This is a genomic window from Halochromatium glycolicum (assembly GCF_016584085.1).
GTDB classification, from domain to species: Bacteria; Pseudomonadota; Gammaproteobacteria; order Chromatiales; family Chromatiaceae; genus Lamprobacter; species Lamprobacter glycolicus.
In genome coordinates this window covers 18,308-40,853 of record NZ_NRSJ01000038.1, presented here as the reverse complement: position 1 = coordinate 40,853, position 22,546 = coordinate 18,308, and the positions used below count along the sequence as shown (strand labels likewise).

Below are 22,546 nucleotides of genomic sequence, written 5' to 3'. Positions count from 1 at the left end.
CAGATCGATCAGGAGGTTGCGCGAGTCAAGCGGCTGTTTCGATAGGGCCTTCTAGCATTGGGTCTAAGTCTTACAGGTCTCGTGATCAGACGCGATCAGGGGAACCCTGAAAGTGCTTCGCCACGAGCACGCTCGCTTGCTCGTGGGGTCGCTGACGACAGCGTTTGGATGCTGGCTTGAGCTCATCTCTGTTGTTTCCCTGCTTGAGTCGCAAACCACCGCCCAAGCAGCGTAGACACTCGCCCACCGGTGGATTGAAGCTCGGGTGGATGCAGAGGGCTCGGTATTTGCAGAGCGGTTCTCGCAGACCTGACCGCCAAGCGCTAGGTCAGTGTGTCGGTGGATTCGGGGCTGATGCAGAGGGCGGGGTGCCAGTACCCGGCCGTCGGCCGCGAGCGGACCAGTCAATCGGACGCGCAGCCCGGGGACGCTGCCGCTAGACTAGGGTGCCCCGTTTCGACTACCCACCCAGAGGAGCGCCCCCTTGTCGCCGGAGCCGCGTTTCGTCCATCTCCACCTGCATTCCGAATACTCGCTCATTGACGGGCTGGTTCGGATCAAGCCGCTGGTGAAGGCGGTGGCCGCTGCCGGCATGCCTGCGGTCGCAGTGACCGATTTCAGCAACCTGTTCTGTCTGGTCCGGTTCTACAAGGCGGCCCTGTCCGCTGGCGTGAAGCCGATTGCCGGCACCGAGCTGGCCGTGCGCAATCCGTCCGAGCCGAGCAAGCCGCATCGGCTGGTGCTCTTGGTGCAGGAGGATGCCGGTTATCGCGCGCTGACGCGGCTGATCTCGCGTGGCTACATCGACGGCCAGCAGCAGGGCGTTCCGTTGGTCGAGCGCAACTGGGTGCTGGAGTCGGCGGCAGGACTGATCGCGCTCTCGGGCGGGGCGGAAGGCGATGTGCAGCGCGCCTTGCTTGGCGGCCATCAAGCGGAGGCTGAACAGCTGCTCGACGACTGGCTGCAGGCCTTTGGCGATCGCTACTATCTGGAACTGACGCGCACCGGTCGCGACGAGGACGAGCGTTGCGTCGAGGCCAGTGTCGACCTCGCGCTTGCCAAGGGCGTGCCGGTGGTGGCGACCAACGACGTCGCCTTCCTCGCCGCCGAGGATTTCGACGCCCACGAGGTGCGCGTCTGCATCAACAGCGGTCACACGCTCGACGACCCGCGCCGCCCGCGTGCGCACAGCCCGCAGCAGTATCTGCGCACGCCCGACGAGATGGCCGAGCTGTTCGCCGATCTGCCCGAGGCGCTCGAGAACAGCGTCGAGATCGCCAAGCGCTGCAACCTGGACCTGCGCCTCGGCGAGACCTTCCTGCCCGATTCGCCGGTGCCCGCGGGCCGGTCGATCGACGAGCACCTCGCCGCCGAGTCGCGCGCCGGGCTCGAATGGCGCCTCGATCGGACCTTCGACCGCGATGCGCCCGACTTCAGTGAGCGACGCCAGGTCTACGATGCCCGCCTGCAGCGCGAGCTCGACGTGATCTGTCAGATGGGCTTCCCGGGCTACTTCCTGATCGTTGCCGACTTCATCCAATGGGCCAAGGACAACGGCATCCCGGTCGGGCCGGGGCGCGGCTCCGGCGCCGGCTCGTTGGTCGCTTATGCGCTCAAGATCACCGATCTGGACCCGATCGAGCACGATCTGCTGTTCGAGCGCTTCCTCAACCCCGAGCGCGTGTCGATGCCGGACTTCGATGTCGACTTCTGCATGGACCGCCGCGACGAGGTCATCGACTATGTCGCCGGCAAGTACGGGCGCGAGGCGGTCTCGCAGATCATCACCTTCGGCACTATGGCCGCGAAGGCGGTGGTGCGCGACGTCGGCCGCGTGCTCGGTCACCCGTACGGCTTCGTCGACAAGATCGCGAAGATGGTCCCGTTCGAGCTCAAGATGACGCTCGAGAAGGCCCTGGTCGAGAGCCCTGACCTGGCTAAGGCGTATGAGGAAGACGAGGCGGTCACCGCGATCATCGACATGGCGCGCAAGCTCGAAGGCATCGCGCGCAACGCCGGCAAGCACGCCGGCGGCGTGGTGATCGCGCCGACCAAGCTGACCGATTTCGCGCCGCTCTACTGCGAGCCCGGTGGCGAGAATCTGGTCACGCAATACGACAAGGACGATGTCGAGCAGGCCGGTCTGGTCAAGTTCGACTTCCTCGGGCTGCGGACGCTAACCATCATCGATTGGGCGATCGAGACCATCAATGCCGGGCACGCCGAGCAGGGCGAGCCGCCGCTCGATATCAACCTGATCGATCCGCACGACCAGCAGGCCTTCGCACTGATGAAGGACTGCAAGACCACTGCGGTGTTCCAGCTCGAGTCGCGCGGGATGAAGGAGCTGATCCGCAAACTGCAGCCGGACAGCTTCGAGGACATGACCGCGCTGGTCGCCTTGTTCCGGCCCGGTCCGCTGCAATCCGGGATGGTCGACGACTTCATCGACCGCAAGCACGGCCGTGCAGAGGTCGCCTATCCGCACCCGGAGCTGGAACCGATCCTCAAGCCGACCTACGGCGTGATCCTGTATCAGGAGCAGGTGATGCAGATCGCGCAGGTGCTGGCCGGCTACTCGCTCGGCGGCGCCGATCTGCTGCGCCGGGCGATGGGCAAGAAGAAGCCCGAGGAGATGGAGAAGCAGCGCGCGATCTTCGAGCAGGGGGCGGCCGAGCGCGGCGTCGACCCGAAGATCGCGACCTACATCTTCGATCTGATGGAGAAGTTCGCCGGCTACGGCTTCAACAAGAGCCATTCGGCGGCCTATGCGCTGGTCTCCTATCAGACCCTCTGGCTCAAGGCGCACTATCCGGCTGCGTTCATGGCGGCGGTGCTCTCGGCCGATATGGACAACACCGACAAGGTGGTCACGCTGATCGACGAGTGCCGCTCGCTGGGGCTCAAGGTCGAGCCGCCGGCGATCAACCGCTCCGAGCTGATGTTCACGACCGGCGGCGATGACACCGTGATCTACGGCCTCGGTGCGATCAAAGGGGTCGGGGAGTCAGCGATCGCGTCGATGCTCGAGGCGCGCAAGCAGGGCGGCGACTTCGCCGATCTGTGGGACTTCTGCCGCCGGATCGATCTGCAGCGCGCGAACAAACGGGTGCTCGAGGCGCTGATCCGCGCCGGTGCGCTCGATGGGCTCGGCGAGAATCGGGCGACACTGATGAACCGCCTACCGTTGGCGCTCAAGCTCGCCGAGCAGCACCACGCCCAAGAGGCAGCCGGACAGGGAGACCTCTTTGGCTCACTCACGACCAAACCTGAAGCACCTGCTGCGCCGGACCCGCAGATTGCGGCGCGCGTCTGGCCGGATTGGGAGGAGGACGAGCGCCTGCTGAGCGAGAAGGAGACACTCGGCCTCTATCTGACGGGCCATCCGATCAACCGTGTCGATGCCGAGCTCGATGCGATGGTGTCGCAGCGAATCGGTACAGTGCTCGAGTCGGCGCAGGGCCTGGTCGAGATGGGTGGCGGCCCACAGCGCGGTGGCGGGGAGCGCGAACAGCGCACACTGGCGGGACTGATCATGGCGATCCGGGCCAACAAGTCCGCGCGTGGGCGGATGGCGACCGTGACCCTCGATGATCGCACCGGCCGCATCGATGTGACCGTTTTTCCTGAGCTGTTCGATCAGGTGCGCCATCTACTGGTGCCGGATGCGATCATCGTCGTGACCGGCAGCCTACGGCCGGACAATTTCACCAATGGCTGGAGCCTGACCGCGAGCGAGGTGAGGACCTTGGCCGAGGCTCGGGTCAAGCTTGCCGACCATCTCGCGCTGAGGCTGGATCTGACCGAGCCGCCTGCGCATGCCCGCGGTGCTGAGCTGATCGGCGCCCTGGCGGACGAACTCGAGGCCCATCGTCTGGATAACGGGCTCAAGGTGCGGCTTGAGTACCGGCGTCCGGGCGCATCGGCGATTTGCCGGCTCGGAGCAGCTTGGCGGGTCGATCCAACCGAAGTGCTGCTGAAGCGTTTGCGGCAGCTGCTCGGCGACTCAGCGGCCGTTGAGGTGATCTATCGGCGCTCGCGGGTTGCGCCCAGCCCGGCGCCGTCTCGACTGCGCCCGCTGTCCGCGAGCGACAGCCTCGCGTCGACAATGGTTGATGGCCCACCGTCGACTGTGCCGGCTGAGGCTGACGAGATGACCTATGCCGAGGCATGAAGCGCCGCTGAGAGAAGGCAACGCTGCTGATGCACGCCACCTGCCCGCCGAGCGGCGATTGCTCTGCGAACCGGCCGGTATCTTCGAGCCGGCTTGTGGGGTGTCGATCCCGGCTGCTGGCTCACCTGCGCAGCGGTCAACTGCGGTTCCCAGGTTGAACCCGAGCGCAGATTCAGGCAGTCTTCACCCGGTTTAGGCTTGCCCATGAGCGGCGCGAACTTGCGCGAAGAGGAAGAATTCAGTGAGTGATAACAAATCCGGTCTCGGTTCCTGGCTGGAGACCTTGAAGACCAAAGACATCGGTATGTTGTCGGTCCAGGCTGTCGCGGTATTTGTGGTTGTCGGCACGGCTTACGTGCTGTTCGCAGGTGACAGCTCGGATGGTCAGCAACTGTCGCCCTCGGCGATCGCCTCGAACCTGGACCCGATCGGGACGGTTCGGGTTGCCCAACCTGAGCCGGCACCTGAGCCAGCACCTGAGCCGGCTCAGGCAACGCCCCAGGAGGACGCACCTGCATCTGAGCCCGAGCCCGCTGCGGTGTCCGCGGAGTCTGCCGCCCCTGAACCGTCGCAAGAGCCGTCTGAGGAGTCGGCCGAGGAGTCCGCTCCGGCCGAGACCGAGGTTGCTGCGAGCGATGCCTCCGATGATTCGGCTACGGCTGGCACCACTGAGACCGACGTATCCGAGGCTGCCCCGAGCGAACCGACCGAAGAGGCAGCGGCTGCCACGCCTGATGCGGAGCCTGTAGAGGAGTCGGCGGCAGCGGATGTGGCGGAAGCCGAGACTGCGCCTGCGGAGCGCGCGGCCGAGGCCGAGGCTGAGACCGCCGCAGAGCCGGCGCCTGCTCCGGAGGTCGCCGAGGCTGAGACCGTAGCGGCAGAGCAGGCCGAGGCAGCAGCGCCTGAGCCGGCGACCGCCCCGGAAGAGACCTCAGCTGCGCCGGCCGAGGCGGCGCCTGCGACTGAGACGGCCAAAGCCGAGGCAGCCGAGGCCGTGCCTGCCGAGGCCTCGGCTACGGCGGACCAGGCTGGCGATGCACCGGTCACTGAAGGTGGTGCTGAGGCGCAGCCGATGGCGTCTGAACCGGCTGCCGCCGAGACGGCGGCTGCGGAACCGGAACCGGCCAAAGGGTCTGCGGCGACCGAGCCTGAGCCCATGCCGATGGAGTCGGCCTCCAAGGCAGAGGCTGAAGCCGCGGAGGAGGCGACCGCAGCGGCTGATCAAGCGGAGCAGGCGCTGCCAGAGGCCAAGCTACCGGAGCCGTCCCAGCCTGGGACCTTTACACCGCCGGTCGAGCCGCGGAAGTTCATGCCCAGCCGGCCAATTCCGAATTGGGCGCCGCAGTTTGCACCGATGCCGCCGCGGGCAACCGCGTCTGGGCGTTGATCGAATCGGATCGAGCACGCGCCGGAACAACCAGGCCGAGCGCCGCAGCCCTGTCCGCAGGGCTGCGGCGTTTTGCTTTGGGGAGGACTCCGGTGGTTGCCGTCTAGGCTCATAGAGCCATTCCGTCTGATCGCCGGACAGAAAACGCCGGAACAGTCAGCACCGATGGGCTCAGCCTGTCTGGAAACCAGGGCGAGTGACAATATGACCGGTGCTGGCTATACCGCCCCGCTACGCCCCCGACGATGCGCCTGGAAGGCAAACGAAATATCGCGCGCAGTGCGTGACGCGCTGTTGCGGCAACCGCCTTTCGGCGGTCTTCTCTCAGGTGGCGGCGATCCGCTCGTAATAGCGAGCGCGGTAGAGTAGGCGACCGGGCCTGGCGTCGTCTCGAAAGCGGCTGCGGCTGTGCAGCACATTGTTGCAAACGATGCCGCAGCCTGGGTCGAGCTGGACCCGGAAACTGGGTGTGGTCGGGTCGTCGAGGAAGCGTCGGATGGCGTCGACGGCAGCCTTGGTGGCCGGGTCATCGCGCCATTCGATGTTGCGTCGGCGATCGCTATAGCGCAATGCAAGTCGGCCGTGCTCGCCACGACGAAACACCGGGCCGATGCTCGGCGGCCGAACCTCGACCCCGTCGACGATGTTGGCAGGGATGGTCATCGCGGTGGGGTCGGTGAGTGCCCCGATGTGCTCGGGGTCCTGCTCGCGCAGCCGGATATAGAGCATCTCCGGGTCGATTAGCCCGTTGATACCGCCATCAGCGGCCGGCTGCACGCAATGCAGGATGAAGGCATTGATCTGGCGGCTCGGGTCGTTGTAGTAGCCGTCGGTGTGCCAAGCGAGTGGGCGGTCGGTATAGGGGATATAGCCGCGGTGCAGCGCATCGGACTGGACGCTGACTGATGTGATCGCATCAGCATCGGCACCGGGATTGTGGTCGAGGCGGAGGAGCCCGAGCTGCTCGCCGAGCCGGTGTGGGATCACCTTGTCGGCGATGCCGCCGAGCGCACTCACGTAGATGGCCATGTTTGCCCGGCGGCAGCGGTCGATGATCGCGTTGCGCTCGCCGCTGGTGAGCCGGCGGGGATCGCGGACCTCGACGATCAGTTCGTCGAGCCGCCACGGCGCCTCGGCGAGCTTGCGGTCACGCCAGCGGGCGTAGTCGTCTGGATGGTCGAGGGTCAGAAGGGCGTCGAGGTTGGCCATCGGATCAAGAGCTGGATGCTTAGGCGGAGGCTTGGCGCAGATCGGCGTCAGGGAACCAGGAAAGCCGCTGCTTGCCTTCTATACTGGGATCAGGTTGGTGTCATTACAGGTGCAGCGACGATGTCGAGCAAGGGTTACGAACATCTCCTTTTGGCGGTGGATTTTGCACCAGAGTCTCAGGTCGTGATCGACCGGGCATTGATGATGCGCGAGCGCTTCAGCGCACGCCTCTCGCTGGTGAATGTGGTCGAGTATGTTCCGCCGGGAACGGAGTATGTCGGTGGCGCCTTCGTCAGCGAGCCGATCCTTCCCGATGATGCCCGGTTGGAGCAAGAGCTGATCGAGGTCGCAAAGAAGGAGATCGAGGCCCTGGGCGAACGGATCGGGGTTCCGCCTCAGGACCGAATCATCGAGTCCGGCCCAACCAGTCGCGGGATTCAGCACGTGGCCCGTGATATCGGCGCTGATCTGATCGTCGTCGGCGTCCATGAGCGCAATTGGCTTGGTCGCTTGCTCGGTTCGACCCCGCAGTCGCTGCTCAAGCACGAGGTCTGCGATGTGCTGGCTGTGCGCCTCGATGAGGCCGAGCCCGACTGACTGACAAGAGGCGCTGGTCGCGCGGGCATATAGTCACTCGCCCTGGTTTCCGGACAGGCTGAGCCCATTGGTGCTGACCTTTCCGGCGCTTTCTGTCCGGCGATCAGACGGAATGGCTATATCAGGCCCTGCGCCGAACTGCCTGGCGTGCAGCATTGATCGTCAGCAGGCCGACGTTTGCTGCCTCGGTCAGTACGCCACCGTTCGCGCTCATCCTGGACGCGACAGTGGGTGGCCGCCAGGTTCAACTGCCGTTTCTGGATGCCCATTTGTCGCAAAGGACGAAGGCGTCCATCTGCTGAGGTGCTCAGCCTCTTCGAAGGTACCGCTCCTCCTGAACTGGCATTGATGCAATCCTGTTGGCCGAGCCAGCCATTGCGGATGCACCTGCTGTTTGACCGTTAGTGAGATCGTTGTTGTCTACCTCTTACCACGAAGCCCGGGCCACCATTACCCAGTGCCTGCTCCAGGATCGTCGTCGTTTACGAAGGAATTTAGAGCGTATTCCCTCTGCTGAGGTATCGGCCGCAGACGGCAGTGAGCGCTGGCGCGAGCTAGTGCGCGCCATCGAGCGCTCGCGCGCGGTGGTCGATGCCCGCAAGGCGCGTATCCCAAGCCCGATCCCATTTCCGCCCGAATTGCCCGTCAGCGAACGCCGCGACGAGGTCGCGGCGCTGATCGGCGAGCATCAGGTGATCGTGCTCTGCGGCGAGACCGGCTCCGGCAAGTCGACCCAGCTGCCGAAGATCTGTCTCGAGCTCGGCCGCGGCCTATTCGGGCGCATCGGCCATACCCAGCCGCGCCGGATCGCCGCGCGCAGCCTGGCCAGCCGGGTCGCGCAGGAGCTCGGCACCGAGCTCGGCGCGCCGGCCGGCTACAAGGTGCGCTTCCACGATCGGGTGCACCCCGAGACCGCGGTCAAGTTGATGACCGACGGCATCCTGCTGAACGAGATCCAGCGCGATCGGTTCCTGAACGAATACGACACCCTGATCATCGACGAGGCGCACGAGCGCAGCCTCAACATCGACTTCCTGCTCGGCTATCTGAAGCAGCTGCTGCCGAAGCGCCCCGACCTGAAGCTGATCGTGACCTCGGCAACCATCGACCCGGAGCGCTTCGCCACGCACTTCGCGGCCGAGGATGGTACTCCGGCGCCGATCATCACGATATCCGGGCGCACCTATCCGGTCGAGGTGCGCTATCGCCCGCCCGAGGAGGCGCACGCCGGCGAGCGCGATGATGCGATGCAGCAGGGGATCTCCGATGCGGTCGCCGAGTTGGCGCGCGAGGGGCCCGGTGACGTGCTGGTGTTCCTCTCCGGCGAGCGCGAGATCCGCGAGACCGCCGAGACCCTGCGCAAGCACCATCCACCGTCGACCGAGGTGCTGCCGCTGTTTGCGCGCCAGGGCCCGGCCGAGCAGGCGCGGGTGTTCCAGGCGCACGGGCGCCGCCGGGTGGTGCTGGCGACCAATGTCGCCGAGACCTCGCTGACGGTGCCGGGCATCCACTATGTGGTCGATCCCGGCTTCGCCCGCATCAGCCGCTACAGCCATCGCAGCAAGGTGCAGCGGCTGCCGGTCGAGCGCATCTCGCAGGCCTCGGCCGACCAGCGCAAGGGCCGCTGCGGCCGGGTCGCGTCCGGCGTCTGCATCCGCCTCTACGATGAGGACAACTTCGCCGCCCGCGCCGCGCATACCGAGCCCGAGATCCGCCGCTCCAACCTGGCCGCGGTCATCCTGCAGATGAAAACGCTCGGCTTCGGCGAGATCGAGCGCTTCCCGTTCGTCGATCCGCCCGACTCGCGGCTGATCTCGGACGGGTATCGGACATTGGAGGAGCTGGCCGCGCTTGATACAAAAGGCGACCTGACCCCGATCGGGAAGCAGCTCGCGCGCCTACCGGTCGACCCGCGCATCGGCCGCATGCTGCTCGCTGGCGCCGCGCACCACTGCCAGCATGAGCTGACCATCATCGCCGCGGCGCTCGCGGTGCAGGACCCGCGCGAACGGCCGCTCGAGCAGCAGCAGGCCGCCGACGAGATCCACGCGACCTTCCGCCATCCCGAGTCCGATTTCCTCGGCTTCCTCAATCTCTGGGAGTTCCTCGACAAGGAGCGCCGCCATCTGACCCGGCGCAAATACCAGCGCCTGTGCAAGAACCATTTCCTGTCCTGGAATCGGGTCCAGGAATGGCGTGATACCCAGATCCAACTGCACGAGCTGATGGCCGAGCTGGGCTATCGCGATAAGCTTGGCGGTCACCAGGGCAAGAACGCCGGCAAGAACCCGGGCAAGGACGCGGATCAGGGCTCAGGTGCGAAAGCCGGCAACGCTCCTGACAAGGAAGGAGGCGGGCATACGAGCCAGAATCGGAGCCAGAATCGGAGCCAGCAAGCGGGCCAACCTGCGAGTCATCAGGGAGCAGGGGAGCCTCTGGGCCAAGATCGGAGCCAGAACGCGGGCAAGCCCCCGAGTCGTCGCCTGGTCAAGCATCAGGCCGAGGGCACCTATGAGGAGGTCCATCGAGCCCTGCTGACCGGCCTGCTCAGCACCATCGGCCGCAAGGACGAGCAGCGCGAGTATCAGGGCGCGCGCGGCGGCCGCTTCTACATCCATCCCGGCTCGACGCTGTTCGAGGCGACGCCGAAGTGGATCGTCTGCGCCGAGCGGGTCGAGACCACGCGCGATTACGGGCGCATTTGCGCCAAGGTCCAGCCGGGCTGGATCGAGCAGGCCGGGGCGCACCTGCTCAAGCGCAGTTGGTCCGAGCCGCACTGGCAGTCGCGCGCCGGCCAGGTTGCCGCATTCGAGACCGTGACCCTCTACGGCATCACCTTGTTCAGCCGCCGCCGCGTCAACTATGGGCCGATCAACCCGGCCGAGGCGCGCGAGGTCTTCCTGCGCTCGGCGCTGGTCGAGGGCGACTTCGAGACCCGCGCGCCGTTCTGGCGGCACAATCAGGAGCTGATCGCCGAGGTGCACGCGCTCGAGGCCAAGTCGCGCCGGCGCGACATCCTGGTCGACGAGGAGGCGATCTACGCCTTCTACAACGAGCGGGTGCCGTCCGGGATCTACTCGAAGCCGCAATTCGAGCGCTGGCTGCGCAAGGCGACGCGTCAGCAACCGAAGCTGCTGCACATGGACCTCGCGAAGGTGATGCAGCACGATGCCGGTGCGATCACCCCGCAGCGCTTCCCGGATGCCTTGACCATCGGCGCGACCGAGCTGCCGCTGGAGTATCGCTTCGAGCCCGGCCACGAGGCCGATGGGGTGACGCTGGTGCTGCCGCAGGTGCTGATCAATCAGGTCGCGCCCGAGCGGCTCGACTGGCTGGTGCCAGGCCTGCTCGCCGAGCGGATCACGGCCATGCTGCGCGGGCTGCCGAAGACATTGCGGCGCGCGTTCGTGCCGATCCCCGAGACCGCCGAGCGGGTCGCCGCGCGGCTTCGACCCTCGGATCGGCCGTTGATCCAGGCCATGGGCGAGGAGTTGAGGGCGCTCACCGGTGAGCAGGTGCCCGAGGATGCCTGGAACCTGGAGGCGCTGCCGCCCCATCTGCGCATGCACCTGAAGCTGATCGACGGCGAGGGCAAGCAGATCGCGCGCGGCGATGACCTGATCGCGCTCAAGCGCCGCTATGGTGATGGCAGCGTGGCTGCGGGCTCGCTGGCGGCGGCTGGGCTCGCCGGCCGGGGCGCTGCAGCTGAAATTGGCGCTGGAGGTGGCGCTGTAGGTGGCGCTGGGACTGCGGCTGGAACGGGCGCCGTGCCTGGGGCCGGCGGGGGCTCCGGGGTCGCCGCCATCGGCCCAACCGGCTGGGGCCACGCGATCGAGCGTGATGGGATCACGCGCTGGGATTTCGGCGCGCTGCCGGATCATCTCGATCTGGACCGCGGCGGTATCCGCATCCGCGGCTGGCCGGCGCTGCTGGATCAGGGCGACGCGGTTGCGATCCGGGTGTTCGACTCGGAGTCGCGTGCTGCAAGCGCAACCCGCGCCGGCTTGCGCCGGCTGATCATGCTGAGCCTTGGCGCCGATCTGCGCTATCTGCGCCGCAACCTCTGCGAAGGCGAGGGCGGCATCGACCGGATGCGATTGCAATATGCCAAGGCGCCGCAGCCGACCGTCCCGCTCGCTGACCCGAATCGCCGTGATGCGGCTGTTGGCGAAGGGCGTACGCGCGGGACGGGGCCGGCATCAGCGCCTGCCGGGGCGGGATCGGCGTCTGCGGGGTCCGCATCGACGCCGGCTTCGGGCCAGCGCGCCGAGGCAGCGGATGCCAGCATCAAGGCCGTCGGCGCCCAGGTGTCTTCCGACTCGGCGGCGGCCACGGCTGGCGCACTGAGTGCAGCCGTCGTGCAGGGGACGACTCCCAAAGCACGCAAACGCGGCAAGAAGAAGGGCAAGGGCAGCGGCAAGGGGGCAGGCATGACGAGCGCGGCTGGGGCGGCGGCGACGCCGGGCGGTGCTGGGGCCAAGACCAGCGCGGCCGCGGCCGTCGACCTGAGCGACGAGCTGATCGCACTGATCCTCGATCTGACCTTCACCGAGGGCCAGCCGCCGATCCGCGACCAGGCGAGCTTCGAGCAACGCCTGACGGCGAACAAGCCGCGGCTGATCTCGGTCGCGCAAGAGGTCTGTGACCTGGTGTCGACCATCCTCGGCACCTACCAGGCGCTGCGCAAGCGCCTCGCTGGGATCACCCAGATCAACTGGATGCCGTCGGTGCTGGATATGCAGGCGCAGCTGGATGCATTGGTCTTCCGTGGCTTCCTTACCGCGGTGCCATTCGCGCATCTGCGCGACTATCCGCGCTATCTGAAGGCGCTCGATCAGCGCGCCGAGAAGCTGCCCCCGGCGGCGAGCCGGGACCGCGACCGGATGCAGGAGATGGCGCCGCTGCTCGAGCGTTGGCGCGAGCGTCGTGCCGCCGCAGTGGCGGCGGAACGCGAGGACGAGCGCCTCGATGCGATCCGCTGGATGCTCGAGGAGCTGCGCGTCTCGCTGTTCGCGCAGCAGCTGGGCACGGCCTATCCGGTCTCGGTCAAGCGCGTCGAGCGGCGCTGGCGCGAGCTGGGGCTATGATTGACAGGCGCTTGCGCCTGATCCCAGAGGTGGCTGGACAGCCGATCGGGCCGATGCCAGTCTAGCGAAAGCGTGATGTCAGGAAGTGATCCCCCATGAGTGTTGCACTCGAGCTCTATGAGCAGCTTTCCGATGCGGCCGATGATCAGGCGCGCTTCCAGCTGATCGCCCACGCGATCGGTCGGCTCGAAGAGGCCTGGCCACGCGCCAGTGAGGTCGCCACCGCACACGACGTGCGTGAATCCGAGTTGCGGCTGCAGAAAGAAATCGAGGAGGTCCGCAAGGAGATCGAGGTCGTTCGCGGCGAGAACAAGGACATGGAGCTGCGTTTGCAGAAAGAGCTCAAACAGGTAGAGCTCAATCTGCGCAAGGAGATCGAGTCACTTCGTGGCGAGTCGACCAAGGAGCTCGAGGCGCTTCGTGGCGAGTTGACCAAGGAGTTCGAAGCGCTTCGCGGCGGGTTGACCAAGGAGATCGAGGTCGTTCGCGGCGGGTTGACCAAGGAGATCGAGGTCGTTCGCGGCGAGAACAAGGACATGGAGCTGCGGCTGCAAAAAGAGATCAAGCAGGTCGAGCTGCAGGTCCAAGAGGTGCGTGTCGAGGTTCAGGAAGCCAGGGTGGAGATCAAGGCAACCGAGGCCAGTCTACGCACCGCCATCCACCGCCAGACGCTCTGGTTGGTCGGCGCCGTGGGGGCGGTGGTTGGCTTCATCCGGATGTTGGAGTGGCTCTTTCCATAGGGGGATAACCAATAACGTGCAGCAGACCGCTCCGCTTCGCGGCCAAGAGCACCTAGCCGGCCTTGCGCAATCTCTGCGGAGCCTTTGCTGCTAACGCGCATGGCACCGCGCTACCCCCGACGATGAATCCCGCGTGATTCTCGGTAGCGCCCTTGGCGCGCTGCCACCCGGACGGTCGATTCTGCGGGATTCAAGGTATAGCCATTTCGCCTGATCGCCGGACAGAAAGCGCCGGAACAGTCAGCACCGGCGGGGTCAGCCTGTCCGGAAACCAGGGCGAGTGACCATAATCGCTTAGCATATCCAGGCTTCTGATATGAGATCCATCCCTAAGGTCGGCTTCGTCAGTCTCGGCTGCCCGAAGGCGACGGTCGACTCCGAGCGCATCCTGACCCGGCTGCGGGCCGACGGTTATCAGATCGCGTCCGATTACGCCGCGGCCGATCTGGTCGTCGTCAACACCTGCGGCTTCATCGATGCCGCGGTCGACGAGTCGCTGGACGCGATTGGTGAGGCCCTGGACGAACATGGCCGGGTGATCGTCACCGGCTGCCTGGGCGCGCGCGCCGATGTGATCCGCGACGCGCACCCGGAGGTCTTGGCCGTGACCGGTCCGCAGGCCGAGGACGCGGTGATGGAGGCCGTCCAGACGCATCTGCCGCGTCCGGCACACGATCCCTTCCTGGACCTGGTACCGCCGCAGGGGATCAAGCTGACTCCGGCCCACTACGCCTATATCAAGATCAGCGAGGGCTGTAATCATCGCTGCCGCTTCTGCATCATCCCGAGCATGCGCGGCGACCTGTTCAGCCGGCCAATCGGCGGTATCCTTGATGAGGCCCACGGGCTGGTCGAGGCCGGCGTGCGCGAGCTGCTGGTGATCGCGCAGGACACCAGCGCCTACGGGCTGGATACCCGGTATCGGACCGACTTCTGGCAGGGGCGGCCGCTGAAGACCGATATCGAGACCCTGGCGCGCACCCTCGGTGAATTGCAGGCCTGGATTCGGCTGCACTACGTCTATCCCTATCCGCAGGTCGACCGGCTGATCCCGCTGATGGCCGACGCGCTGATCCTGCCCTATCTGGACATGCCACTGCAGCACGGCAGCCCGTCGGTGCTGAAGGCGATGCGTCGGCCGGCGGCGACCGAGCAGGTCCTCGAACGGCTCGCCGACTGGCGCCGGATCTGTCCGGAGCTGGTCTTACGCAGCACCTTCATCGTCGGCTTCCCAGGCGAGACCGATGCCGATTTCGAGCAATTATTGGCCTTCCTGCGCGAGGCGCGGCTGGATCGGGTCGGCTGCTTCAGCTACTCGCCGGTCGAGGGGGCCGCCGCCAATGCGCTGCCCGATCCGGTGCCCGAAGAGGTCAAGCAGGAGCGCCATCAACGCTTCATGGCGGTCCAGGCCGAGATCAGCCGCGCGAAACTGGCCGAGCGCATCGGCAGGCGCGAGATCGTGCTGGTCGACGAGGTGCTGGAAGAGCAGGTGATCGCGCGCAGCCATGCCGATGCGCCCGAGATCGATGGGAGCGTGATCATCGATGGTGCCTGGGAGCTGGACCCGGGCGACTTCATCGAGGTCGAGATCACCGCCAGCGATGAGCATGATCTCTATGCCGAGCCGGTGAACGGGTCCTAGGCCCTCATCGATCAGGTCATTGGAATCGCTCCCGTCGCCCTGGCTGAAATCGATAACCCTGGCCAAGCGGTCCGTGGCCTGGATCACGATCGGGCTGATCGCCCTTGCCATCTCCGCGATCGGCGCTTGGCTGCTGGTCGAAGCTGTCCTGACCAGCGCCGAGCCGGTGTCGCTGGAGATCGCGCGCTCGCCGGTCGTGCTGGACCGCAATGGGCGTCTGTTGCGGGCCTTCACCGTCGCCGATGGGCGCTGGCGCCTGCCGGTGACCCAGGCCGATGTCGATCCGCTCTATCTGCAAATGCTGATCGGCTACGAGGATCAGCGCTTCTTCGTTCATCCCGGCGTTGACGCACGGGCGCTGGTGCGCGCCGCCTGGCAGATGCTGCGGCATAGGCGCATCGTCTCCGGCGGCTCGACCCTGACCATGCAGGTGGTGCGGCTCCGTCTCGGGCTGGCGACGGGTTCGTTCGACGATAAATGGCGCCAACTGATCGGGGCATTGGCGCTCGAGCGCGACGTCGAAAAAGGTCGGGTGCTCGACGCCTATCTGAACCTGGCGCCATTCGGCGGCAATCTCGAGGGTGTGCGCGCCGCGGCGCTGGCCTGGTTCGGACGTGAGCCGGCGCGCCTGACGCCGGCGCAGGCGGCGCTGCTGGTAGCCTTGCCGCAGGCCCCGGAACAGCGCCGGCCGGATCGCTTTCCGGAGGCGGCGCGGCGCGGACGCGACCGGGTGCTCGCGCGCGCCGAGGCGCTTGGGCTGATCGATGCCGACGCCGCCGCGGCGGCGCGGCGTGAGCCGATCCCGACCGAGCGGCGCCCCTTCCCATTGCTCGCGCCGCATCTGACGCGGCGCCTCGTCGCTTCGGCGCCAGTGGCTTCTTCGGCTTCTGCGGTGGCTGATGAGCACCGACTGACCCTCAATGCCGAGCTGCAGCAGCGTCTCGAGACGCTGGCCGCAGAGCGGGCCGCGCGTCTTCCCGACGCGGTATCGGTGGCGCTTCTGGCGGCCGATTACCGCAGCGGCGAGGTGCTTGCGAGCGTCGGCTCGGCGGACCTGCTCGCCCGCGAGCGTGACGGCTTCGTCGATATGACCCGTGCGCCGCGCTCACCCGGCTCGACCCTGAAACCCTTGATCTATGGGCTGGCATTCGAACTCGGTCTGGCGCATCCGGAGAGCTTGATCGAGGATCGCCCGAGCGCGTTCGGTGGCTATGTCCCCGAGAACTTCGATCGCGGGTTCCAGGGCACGGTCACGGTGCGCAGCGCGCTGCAACAGTCATTGAATGTCCCGGCCGTGACCTTGCTCGAGCACGTTGGCCCGGCGCGGCTGCTTGCGCGCCTTAGACGTGCCGGGGCTCAGCCGGAGCTGCCAGCCGTGGCGTCCGCTCCGGCGGGGCTCGCGATCGGGCTCGGCGGGCTCGGACTGACGCTAAAGGAGCTCGTGGCCCTCTATGCGGCGATCGCCAATGGCGGTCAGTCGGTCCACCTGCGGGAGCGGCTCGTGGCTCAAGATGATGCCGCTGCCCAGCGACGCGATGCAGCCGACAGGCCGGCAAACCCGGTGCTCGAGGAGCGGGCGGCTTGGTATCTCGGCTCGATCCTCTCCGGCGCGGGCCGTCTCGATCAGCGCAGCGACGGGATCGCGATCAAGACCGGGACGTCTTATGGCTATCGCGATGCCTGGGCGCTTGGCTACGACGGCGCGCATGTGGTCGGTGTCTGGGTGGGCCGCCCCGATGGCGCTGCGGTGCCGGGCCTGACCGGGGGCAATGCCGCTGTGCCGATCCTGCGCAATGCGTTTGCGCGAATCGGCAAACAGGTACCACTGCCGGGGCCGCCGAATGGAGTACTGTTCGCGTCGACGGCCCAACTGCCGCGACCCTTGCAGCGGGCTGCAGACGAGACCGCGGAGTCCGGTCGAGAGGGGCCTGCTATTGCCTTCCCGCCGGACGGGGCGCGCATCGATCTCGTGGGCGGGTCCGCCGGCAGCAATGTGCAGGCGCTGGTGCTCAAGGTCCGCAACGGGCGCCCACCGTTCCTCTGGCTCGCCAACGGTGTGCCGGTTGCGCGCGAACCCTATGCCCGGGTCGCACGATGGCAGCCGGACGGCACCGGTTTCGCGACCATTGCCGTTGTCGATGCCGATGGCCGTTCAAGCCACGTGAGCGTGGAGCTTCGGTGATGTCTTGCCGGTCCGATCTTCCGGATCGGTCAACAAATCAGCAAGGTTCACCCTCTGCAGACAGGTAGAGACCTTCAAAGGATCAACGGGCCATGCCCGATACTCGGACTATCCGCCGTGAAGGGAGCGGGCTTGCGTGGCAAGGCTCAAGACCAGCGACCTGAGGCGACTTCTGTCAAAGCTCATACCGCCTTGCTGGTCTTTTCGCTCGCCTTCTTCGTCGCGCCGCCGGTCACATAGCCCGGCTATGCTCCCGGCGACGCTCCTCGAAGGCAAACGACAATCCTGCGCAATTCGGTACGAGCTTTTCCGGCAATCGCCTGAGCGATCGTTTGGCTCAGGTCACTCCGGCAGATGGAGGGCAGCCAGGAAGGTAACGGTGCGCAACAGCCCAGGGCGCATGCGAACCCAGGAATGCGACTAACCATCCGAATCCTGCGCCGCCTCGTCTTCGGGTCGACGCGGCACCTGACAGGCATCGAAGAATCGATAGTGCTCGATCGCCTCGAGGATTCCGGCAGCGAACGGCTTCTCGGCGAAGTAGATGCTTTCCGTATCGGTGAGCTGCGAGAGCTCCTCGTGATGGCGGTTGGCGACGACCACGGCCAGGGTATTGCCGCGCATCATGTCTTCATCGGCGCCGGAGCCGCCGGCAGTCAGGCAGTGCTCGATCGGGATGCTGAACTGGTCGGCCACATAGCGCAGTGCGAGTCCCTTCGAGGCGCGCGCCGGGACGACGTCGAGGAACTGACCGAACGAGAGGTTCAGATGCACGTTGAGATCGGCCTGGTGCAGGATACTGGCGATCTCGTCGAGGCAAGGGGCTCGCTCCGGGTCGATATAGAAGCTGACCTTGTAGCGGCTCTGCTCGGACTTCGGCTGACGCTCGATACCGGGCAGGTCGGCGAGCACGTCGCGCACCCGGCGCGGATACCAGAGATGGTCGATATGTCGCGCCCAGGCGGCATCAGCGGTGAGCTGAGGGGCGTAGTAGATCTCGGTGCCGAGCGCGGTGATCAGCACGTCCGGACGCGGGATGCCGTAGCGGCGCATCACCTGCAGGGCCGAATCGAGCCGCCGGCCGGTCGCGATCCCGAAACTGGTGCAGCTATGGTTCTCGCGGATCATGCGCAGGAAATCGGCCAGGGCGTCGGGATCACCGAGCAGGTTCTGGTCGAGGTCGGTAAAGATCGCCCGATCGTGATAGAGCATCGGGCGCCGGGCCACCGGTGCCCGCGGTGGCGGCTCGACCTTGTCGAGCAGGGGCGCGATCGCCTTGACATAGCTTTCGGCGTGCGCCTCCCAGGAGTAGTGCGCCTTGACACCGCTGAGGCCGTTCTTGGCCATGCTCCTCCAGCGTGAAGCATCGCTGACGACCTTCAGCAGCGCCTTGGTGATGTCCTGCTTGTCGAGCGGGTCGATCAGGATGCCGTTCTTGCAATGGCTGATGATATCGATCGGGCCGCCGTCCTCGGTCGCAACGATTGGCAAGCCACTGGCAGCGGCCTCGATCAGGGTCAGCCCGAACGGCTCGGTCAATGCTGGGTTGATGAAGACGCCGCGCGAGGCGGCTGCAATCTGATAAAGGATCGGGACCTCGTCGGCGCTGTGGTGCTTCGGGTAGGCGACCTTGCCATAGAGGTCGTGCAGGTCGATCAGGATCAGGATATCGGTCAGGACCTGCTGCGCGCCGCTGTCGAGATCGCGGATGTCGTCGCGATTACCAGCGACGATGACCAAGTTCGCGGTGTTCTGAAGCTCTTCTGACTCGCCGAACGCATCGACCAGGGTCGCGATGTTCTTCCGCTCGTCGGGGCGCGAGAGGGCGAGGATGATCGGCTTCTTCGGCTCGCGCAGGAAGCGGGCGAGCTCCTTCTTGATCGGCGCCTTCTGTTCGGCGCCATCTGGTGGGTGGAAGCGGGTCAGGTCGGTGCCGGGCGGGATGACCGACATCCGATTGGGCTGATAGTGGTCGTAGAGGCCGTACTGCTCCTGGATCTCTTGCGTCGTGCTGGTGACGACCAGGCTGGCGGCGCCGAGTGTCTCTTCCTCGGCGTCGATCCGACGATCCATGTTGTAGCGCGCGTCGATCACCTCCTGTTTGACGCCGGAGGCGAGTAGGCGGCGCCGTTTGACCCGACCGAGCGAATGGCCGGTGTGCACGAGCGGCACGCCGAGCTGGTTCGAGACCCGGGTGCCGACATAGCCGGCATCGGCATAGTGACTGTGGATCAGGCTGGGTCCGGTCTCCTGATCGCGCAGGAAGCCGAGCATGTTATCGGCAAAGGTATCGAGGTAGTCCCAGAGCTGTTCCTTGGGCAGGTATTCGGCGGGACCGGCTTCGATGCGGACGATACGGGCGCCGTTGCCGATCTCTTCGACCGGCTGGGCGTAATCCGGGCTCAAATGCGGATCATCGACGAGACGGGTGAAGAGGTCAACCCGCTCGACATCGTCCCGTGCGGCGAGCGCTCTTGCCAACTCGACGACATAGAGCGTCTGGCCGCCGGTATCGGCGTCGCGTCCGAGCTCGAGATTGTTGCCGCGGATAAGGCCGTGGACACTGATCAAGACGAGATAGCGAGAATCTGGCGGTGGGGTCATACGGCTGGCTGGCACGAGTCGGAGTCGGAAGTGATCTCTCGGTTCCCAAGGTCGCCAAGCGCGACGGCGCGCGCTGCGGCCGGACAGTCTAGATCGTGATGGGAGGCCGAGAAGTCCTAGCAAAACACCCGCTGGTCATTGGAAACTCAGCACATCGTCAGGGCTGTGCGGTCATGTTGATCGAGTCTCCGGGAACCCGCTGGGCGATGCGATAGCGTGGCTATTCACATCGCAGGATCATGAAGAATATCGGATCTGAGCGGAGGCTGCGCGCCTGGATCTGCGCGTCGCGGGCTGATTCGGAAAGATCCTGACTGTCGCGACGCATGCGGTTTCACGTAGAATCCGGCGACTATGGACCTGAACTTTCTCGATTTCGAACAACCGGTCGCCGAGCTCGAGGCGAAGATCGAAGAGCTGCGCCACCTCGGCGCGACGCTCGGTGCCCAACATCTGGGCCGGCATGGTCCCGGCGATGAGGACGGCATCAATATCGCCGACGAGATCGAGCACCTGGAGACCAAGAGCCGGGCGCTGACCGAGCAGATCTTCTCGTCGCTGACGCCCTGGCAGATCTCGCAGTTGTCGCGGCATCCGCTGCGGCCCTACTTCCTCGATTACGTCGACCGCGTCTTCGAGGGGTTTCAGGAGCTGCACGGCGATCGGGCCTTTGCCGACGACCGTGCGATCGTCGGCGGCCTGGCGCGGCTCGACGGCCAGGCGGTGATGGTCATCGGCCATCAGAAGGGCCGCGACACCAAGGAGAAGATCAGCCGCAACTTCGGCATGCCGCGGCCGGAAGGGTATCGCAAGGCGCTGCGGTTGATGCAGATGGCCGAGCGTTTCGGCCTGCCGATCCTGACCTTCATCGATACGCCGGGCGCCTATCCGGGGGTCGGCGCCGAGGAGCGTGGCCAAAGCGAGGCGATCGCGCGCAACCTGCAGGTGATGGCCGGGCTGCGGGTGCCGATCATCGTGACCGTGACCGGCGAGGGCGGCTCGGGTGGTGCCTTGGCGATCGGGGTCGGCGATCGGCTGATCATGCTCCAGTTCAGTACCTATTCGGTGATCTCACCCGAGGGCTGTGCCTCGATCCTCTGGAAGAGCGCCGAGAAGGCCCAGTCCGCGGCCGAGGCGATGGCGATCACCTCGGATCGACTGTATGAGCTCGGTCTGGTCGATGCGGTGGTGCCTGAGCCTCGCGGTGGCGCGCATCGCAATGTCGAGGATACCGCCTCTTCGTTGAAGATGGTGCTGGTGGACGAGCTGCAGCAGGTCATGAGTCAGCCGGTCGATCAGCTACTCGTCGCCCGCTATGAGCGCTTGCGCGGGTACGGGCGTTTCAAGGAGTGAACGGGCATTGCGGCGGTGGTCACAGCCGTTCCAGCCCCGAGCGGCACCGCTCGCTCTCTAGCCAATCGGTCCGGTGAGCCGCGTTGCAGCGCGTCGATGAGCGACTGCGGCCATGGCTGCGTTCTCGGTTGAGGTCCTGCGAAGCGAGCTCGAGCGCTGGCCGTTCCCCGCGCGGCTATGGCTCGCCTTCAGTGGAGGGCTCGATTCCCATGTGCTCTTGCATGCCTGTTCCCGGCTGCGGGAGCCGCTTTCGCTGCGGCTGCATGCGATCCATGTCGATCATGGCCTGCATCCGGCCTCTGGTGACTGGTCCAACCATTGTCGGGCGGTCTGTGCCGGACTTGATGTCCCGTTCACGGGGCGCCGGGTGCAGGTCTCGCGCCGCCCGGGCGAGAGTCTCGAGGCGGTTGCTCGGGAGGTGCGCTATCGTGTCTTGGCCGAGGTGCTTACCCCTGGCGATACGCTGATGACGGCGCAGCATCTCGATGACCAGGCCGAGACACTGTTGCTGGCCCTGTTGCGCGGCAGCGGTGTGCACGGGCTGGCAGCGATGCCGCAGTCGGCGCCGCTCGGGTCCGGAACACTGCTGCGCCCATTGCTCGGGATCGAACGCGATGCCCTGTTGGCCTATGCGCGGGAGCACCATCTATGCTGGCTGGATGATCCAGCGAACGAGACCCTGGCATTTGATCGCAACCGGTTGCGCTCCCGAGTATTGCCGTTGCTCCGTGAGCGCTGGCCGGCGGCAGCACGGACCATCGCGCGCTCAGCGGGGCATTGCGCCGACGCGGCGCAGACCCTCGATGAATGGGCGGATGCGCAGTTGCCGGCGGTTGCGGGCGGCCGGCCTAGTGCGCTTTCGGTGGCAGGCTTGGCCGCACTCCAGCCGCGTCAGGCCCGCCTGCTGCTGAGGCGCTGGCTGACCGCAAGAGGCTTCCTGGCCCCCAGCACTGTGCTCTTGAGGCGCATCCTCGACGAGGTCCTCGGTGCGCGCGCGGATGCGACCCCATTGGTCGCCTGGCCAGGGTGCGAGGTGCGTCGCTATCGGGACGATCTGTTCGCATTGGTGCCGCTGCCGCCGCCTCCGGCAGTGGCGCTCGATTGGGTTGAAGGGCACAAGCTCGAACTGCCAAGCGGCCTCGGTTGGCTCGAGGCGCCACAGGCGCCGTTACCGCCGCTTCAGGTTCGATTCGGCGAGCCAGGCCGACTGTGTGCAGCAGAGGCCCGGCCGCGGCGTCCGCTGACCAAGCTGTTCCAAGAGGCTGGCATTCCGAGCTGGCTGCGCCCGTTGGTGCCGCTGTTGGTCGATCCAGCAGGCGCGTTGCGATTGGTCCCCGGTGTCTGCGGCTGCGGGCTGTCGAAGACGGCCGTCCGTTGGCGTGGCCATCCGTGGGAAGGGTTCGGGTGGTTCGACTGAGCACTGCAGTGCCGGCTCCGCGCGTTCAATCCTTTTTCGCATCCTCTCCGGCCTTTAGACGCCCTGTCAGGCGGCCGCTTGACTCGTGCAAGCTCCTGAATCCGTTGGCTGTAGGACTCATTTTGTTACCTTGAACCACGCGGGATTCATCGTC

The 22,546-nt window shown here is 66.1% G+C and carries 11 protein-coding genes; 9 read left to right on the top strand and 2 right to left on the bottom strand.

Features of this window, described 5'->3' with window-relative positions:
• Positions 1–484: 484 nt before the first annotated feature.
• Both dnaE and CKO40_RS17560 read left to right on the top strand, forming a co-directional pair.
• A complete protein-coding gene (gene dnaE, locus CKO40_RS17565; RefSeq protein ID WP_200347750.1) occupies positions 485–4,174 on the top strand; it encodes a DNA polymerase III subunit alpha in 3,690 nt (1,229 codons plus the stop codon).
• Between the two features lie 241 nt (positions 4,175–4,415).
• The gene (locus CKO40_RS17560) at positions 4,416–5,561 is read left to right on the top strand and encodes a hypothetical protein (protein ID WP_200347749.1); all 1,146 of its coding nucleotides are present in this window, start codon (positions 4,416–4,418) and stop codon (positions 5,559–5,561) included.
• A gap of 324 nt (positions 5,562–5,885) precedes the next feature.
• Here the strand turns inward: CKO40_RS17560 and CKO40_RS17555 are convergent, their stop codons facing one another.
• The gene (locus tag CKO40_RS17555) at positions 5,886–6,770 is read right to left on the bottom strand and encodes a TauD/TfdA family dioxygenase (protein WP_200347748.1); all 885 of its coding nucleotides are present in this window, start codon (positions 6,768–6,770) and stop codon (positions 5,886–5,888) included.
• 120 nt (positions 6,771–6,890) lie between these two features.
• On the opposite strand from CKO40_RS17555, the gene CKO40_RS17550 reads away from it, so the two are divergent.
• From CKO40_RS17550 to pbpC, 5 genes are all read left to right on the top strand, one after another.
• The gene (locus CKO40_RS17550) at positions 6,891–7,367 is read left to right on the top strand and encodes a universal stress protein (protein ID WP_200347747.1); all 477 of its coding nucleotides are present in this window, start codon (positions 6,891–6,893) and stop codon (positions 7,365–7,367) included.
• A gap of 416 nt (positions 7,368–7,783) precedes the next feature.
• Positions 7,784–12,454, top strand: a complete 4,671-nt coding sequence (hrpA, locus tag CKO40_RS24525; protein WP_242477148.1) for an ATP-dependent RNA helicase HrpA — start codon at positions 7,784–7,786, stop codon at positions 12,452–12,454.
• 95 nt (positions 12,455–12,549) lie between these two features.
• Positions 12,550–13,194: a hypothetical protein gene (locus CKO40_RS17530; RefSeq protein ID WP_200347746.1), complete on the top strand. Its 645-nt coding sequence runs from the start codon at positions 12,550–12,552 to the stop codon at positions 13,192–13,194.
• 316 nt (positions 13,195–13,510) lie between these two features.
• Complete coding sequence (gene rimO, locus CKO40_RS17525; protein ID WP_200347745.1) at positions 13,511–14,836, top strand: 30S ribosomal protein S12 methylthiotransferase RimO; 1,326 nt, start codon at positions 13,511–13,513, stop codon at positions 14,834–14,836.
• 73 nt (positions 14,837–14,909) lie between these two features.
• Positions 14,910–17,018 (top strand): penicillin-binding protein 1C, encoded by a 2,109-nt coding sequence (gene pbpC / locus CKO40_RS17520; protein ID WP_338074213.1) that lies wholly within the window; start codon positions 14,910–14,912, stop codon positions 17,016–17,018.
• 420 nt (positions 17,019–17,438) lie between these two features.
• On the opposite strand, the gene CKO40_RS17515 is transcribed toward pbpC, so the two are convergent.
• Positions 17,439–19,622: an HAD family hydrolase gene (locus CKO40_RS17515; protein WP_200347744.1), complete on the bottom strand. Its 2,184-nt coding sequence runs from the start codon at positions 19,620–19,622 to the stop codon at positions 17,439–17,441.
• A gap of 354 nt (positions 19,623–19,976) precedes the next feature.
• On the opposite strand from CKO40_RS17515, the gene CKO40_RS17510 reads away from it, so the two are divergent.
• Positions 19,977–20,975, top strand: a complete 999-nt coding sequence (locus CKO40_RS17510; RefSeq protein ID WP_200347743.1) for an acetyl-CoA carboxylase carboxyltransferase subunit alpha — start codon at positions 19,977–19,979, stop codon at positions 20,973–20,975.
• Between the two features lie 112 nt (positions 20,976–21,087).
• A complete protein-coding gene (tilS, locus tag CKO40_RS17505; RefSeq protein WP_200347742.1) occupies positions 21,088–22,392 on the top strand; it encodes a tRNA lysidine(34) synthetase TilS in 1,305 nt (434 codons plus the stop codon).
• Positions 22,393–22,546 lie beyond the last annotated feature (154 nt).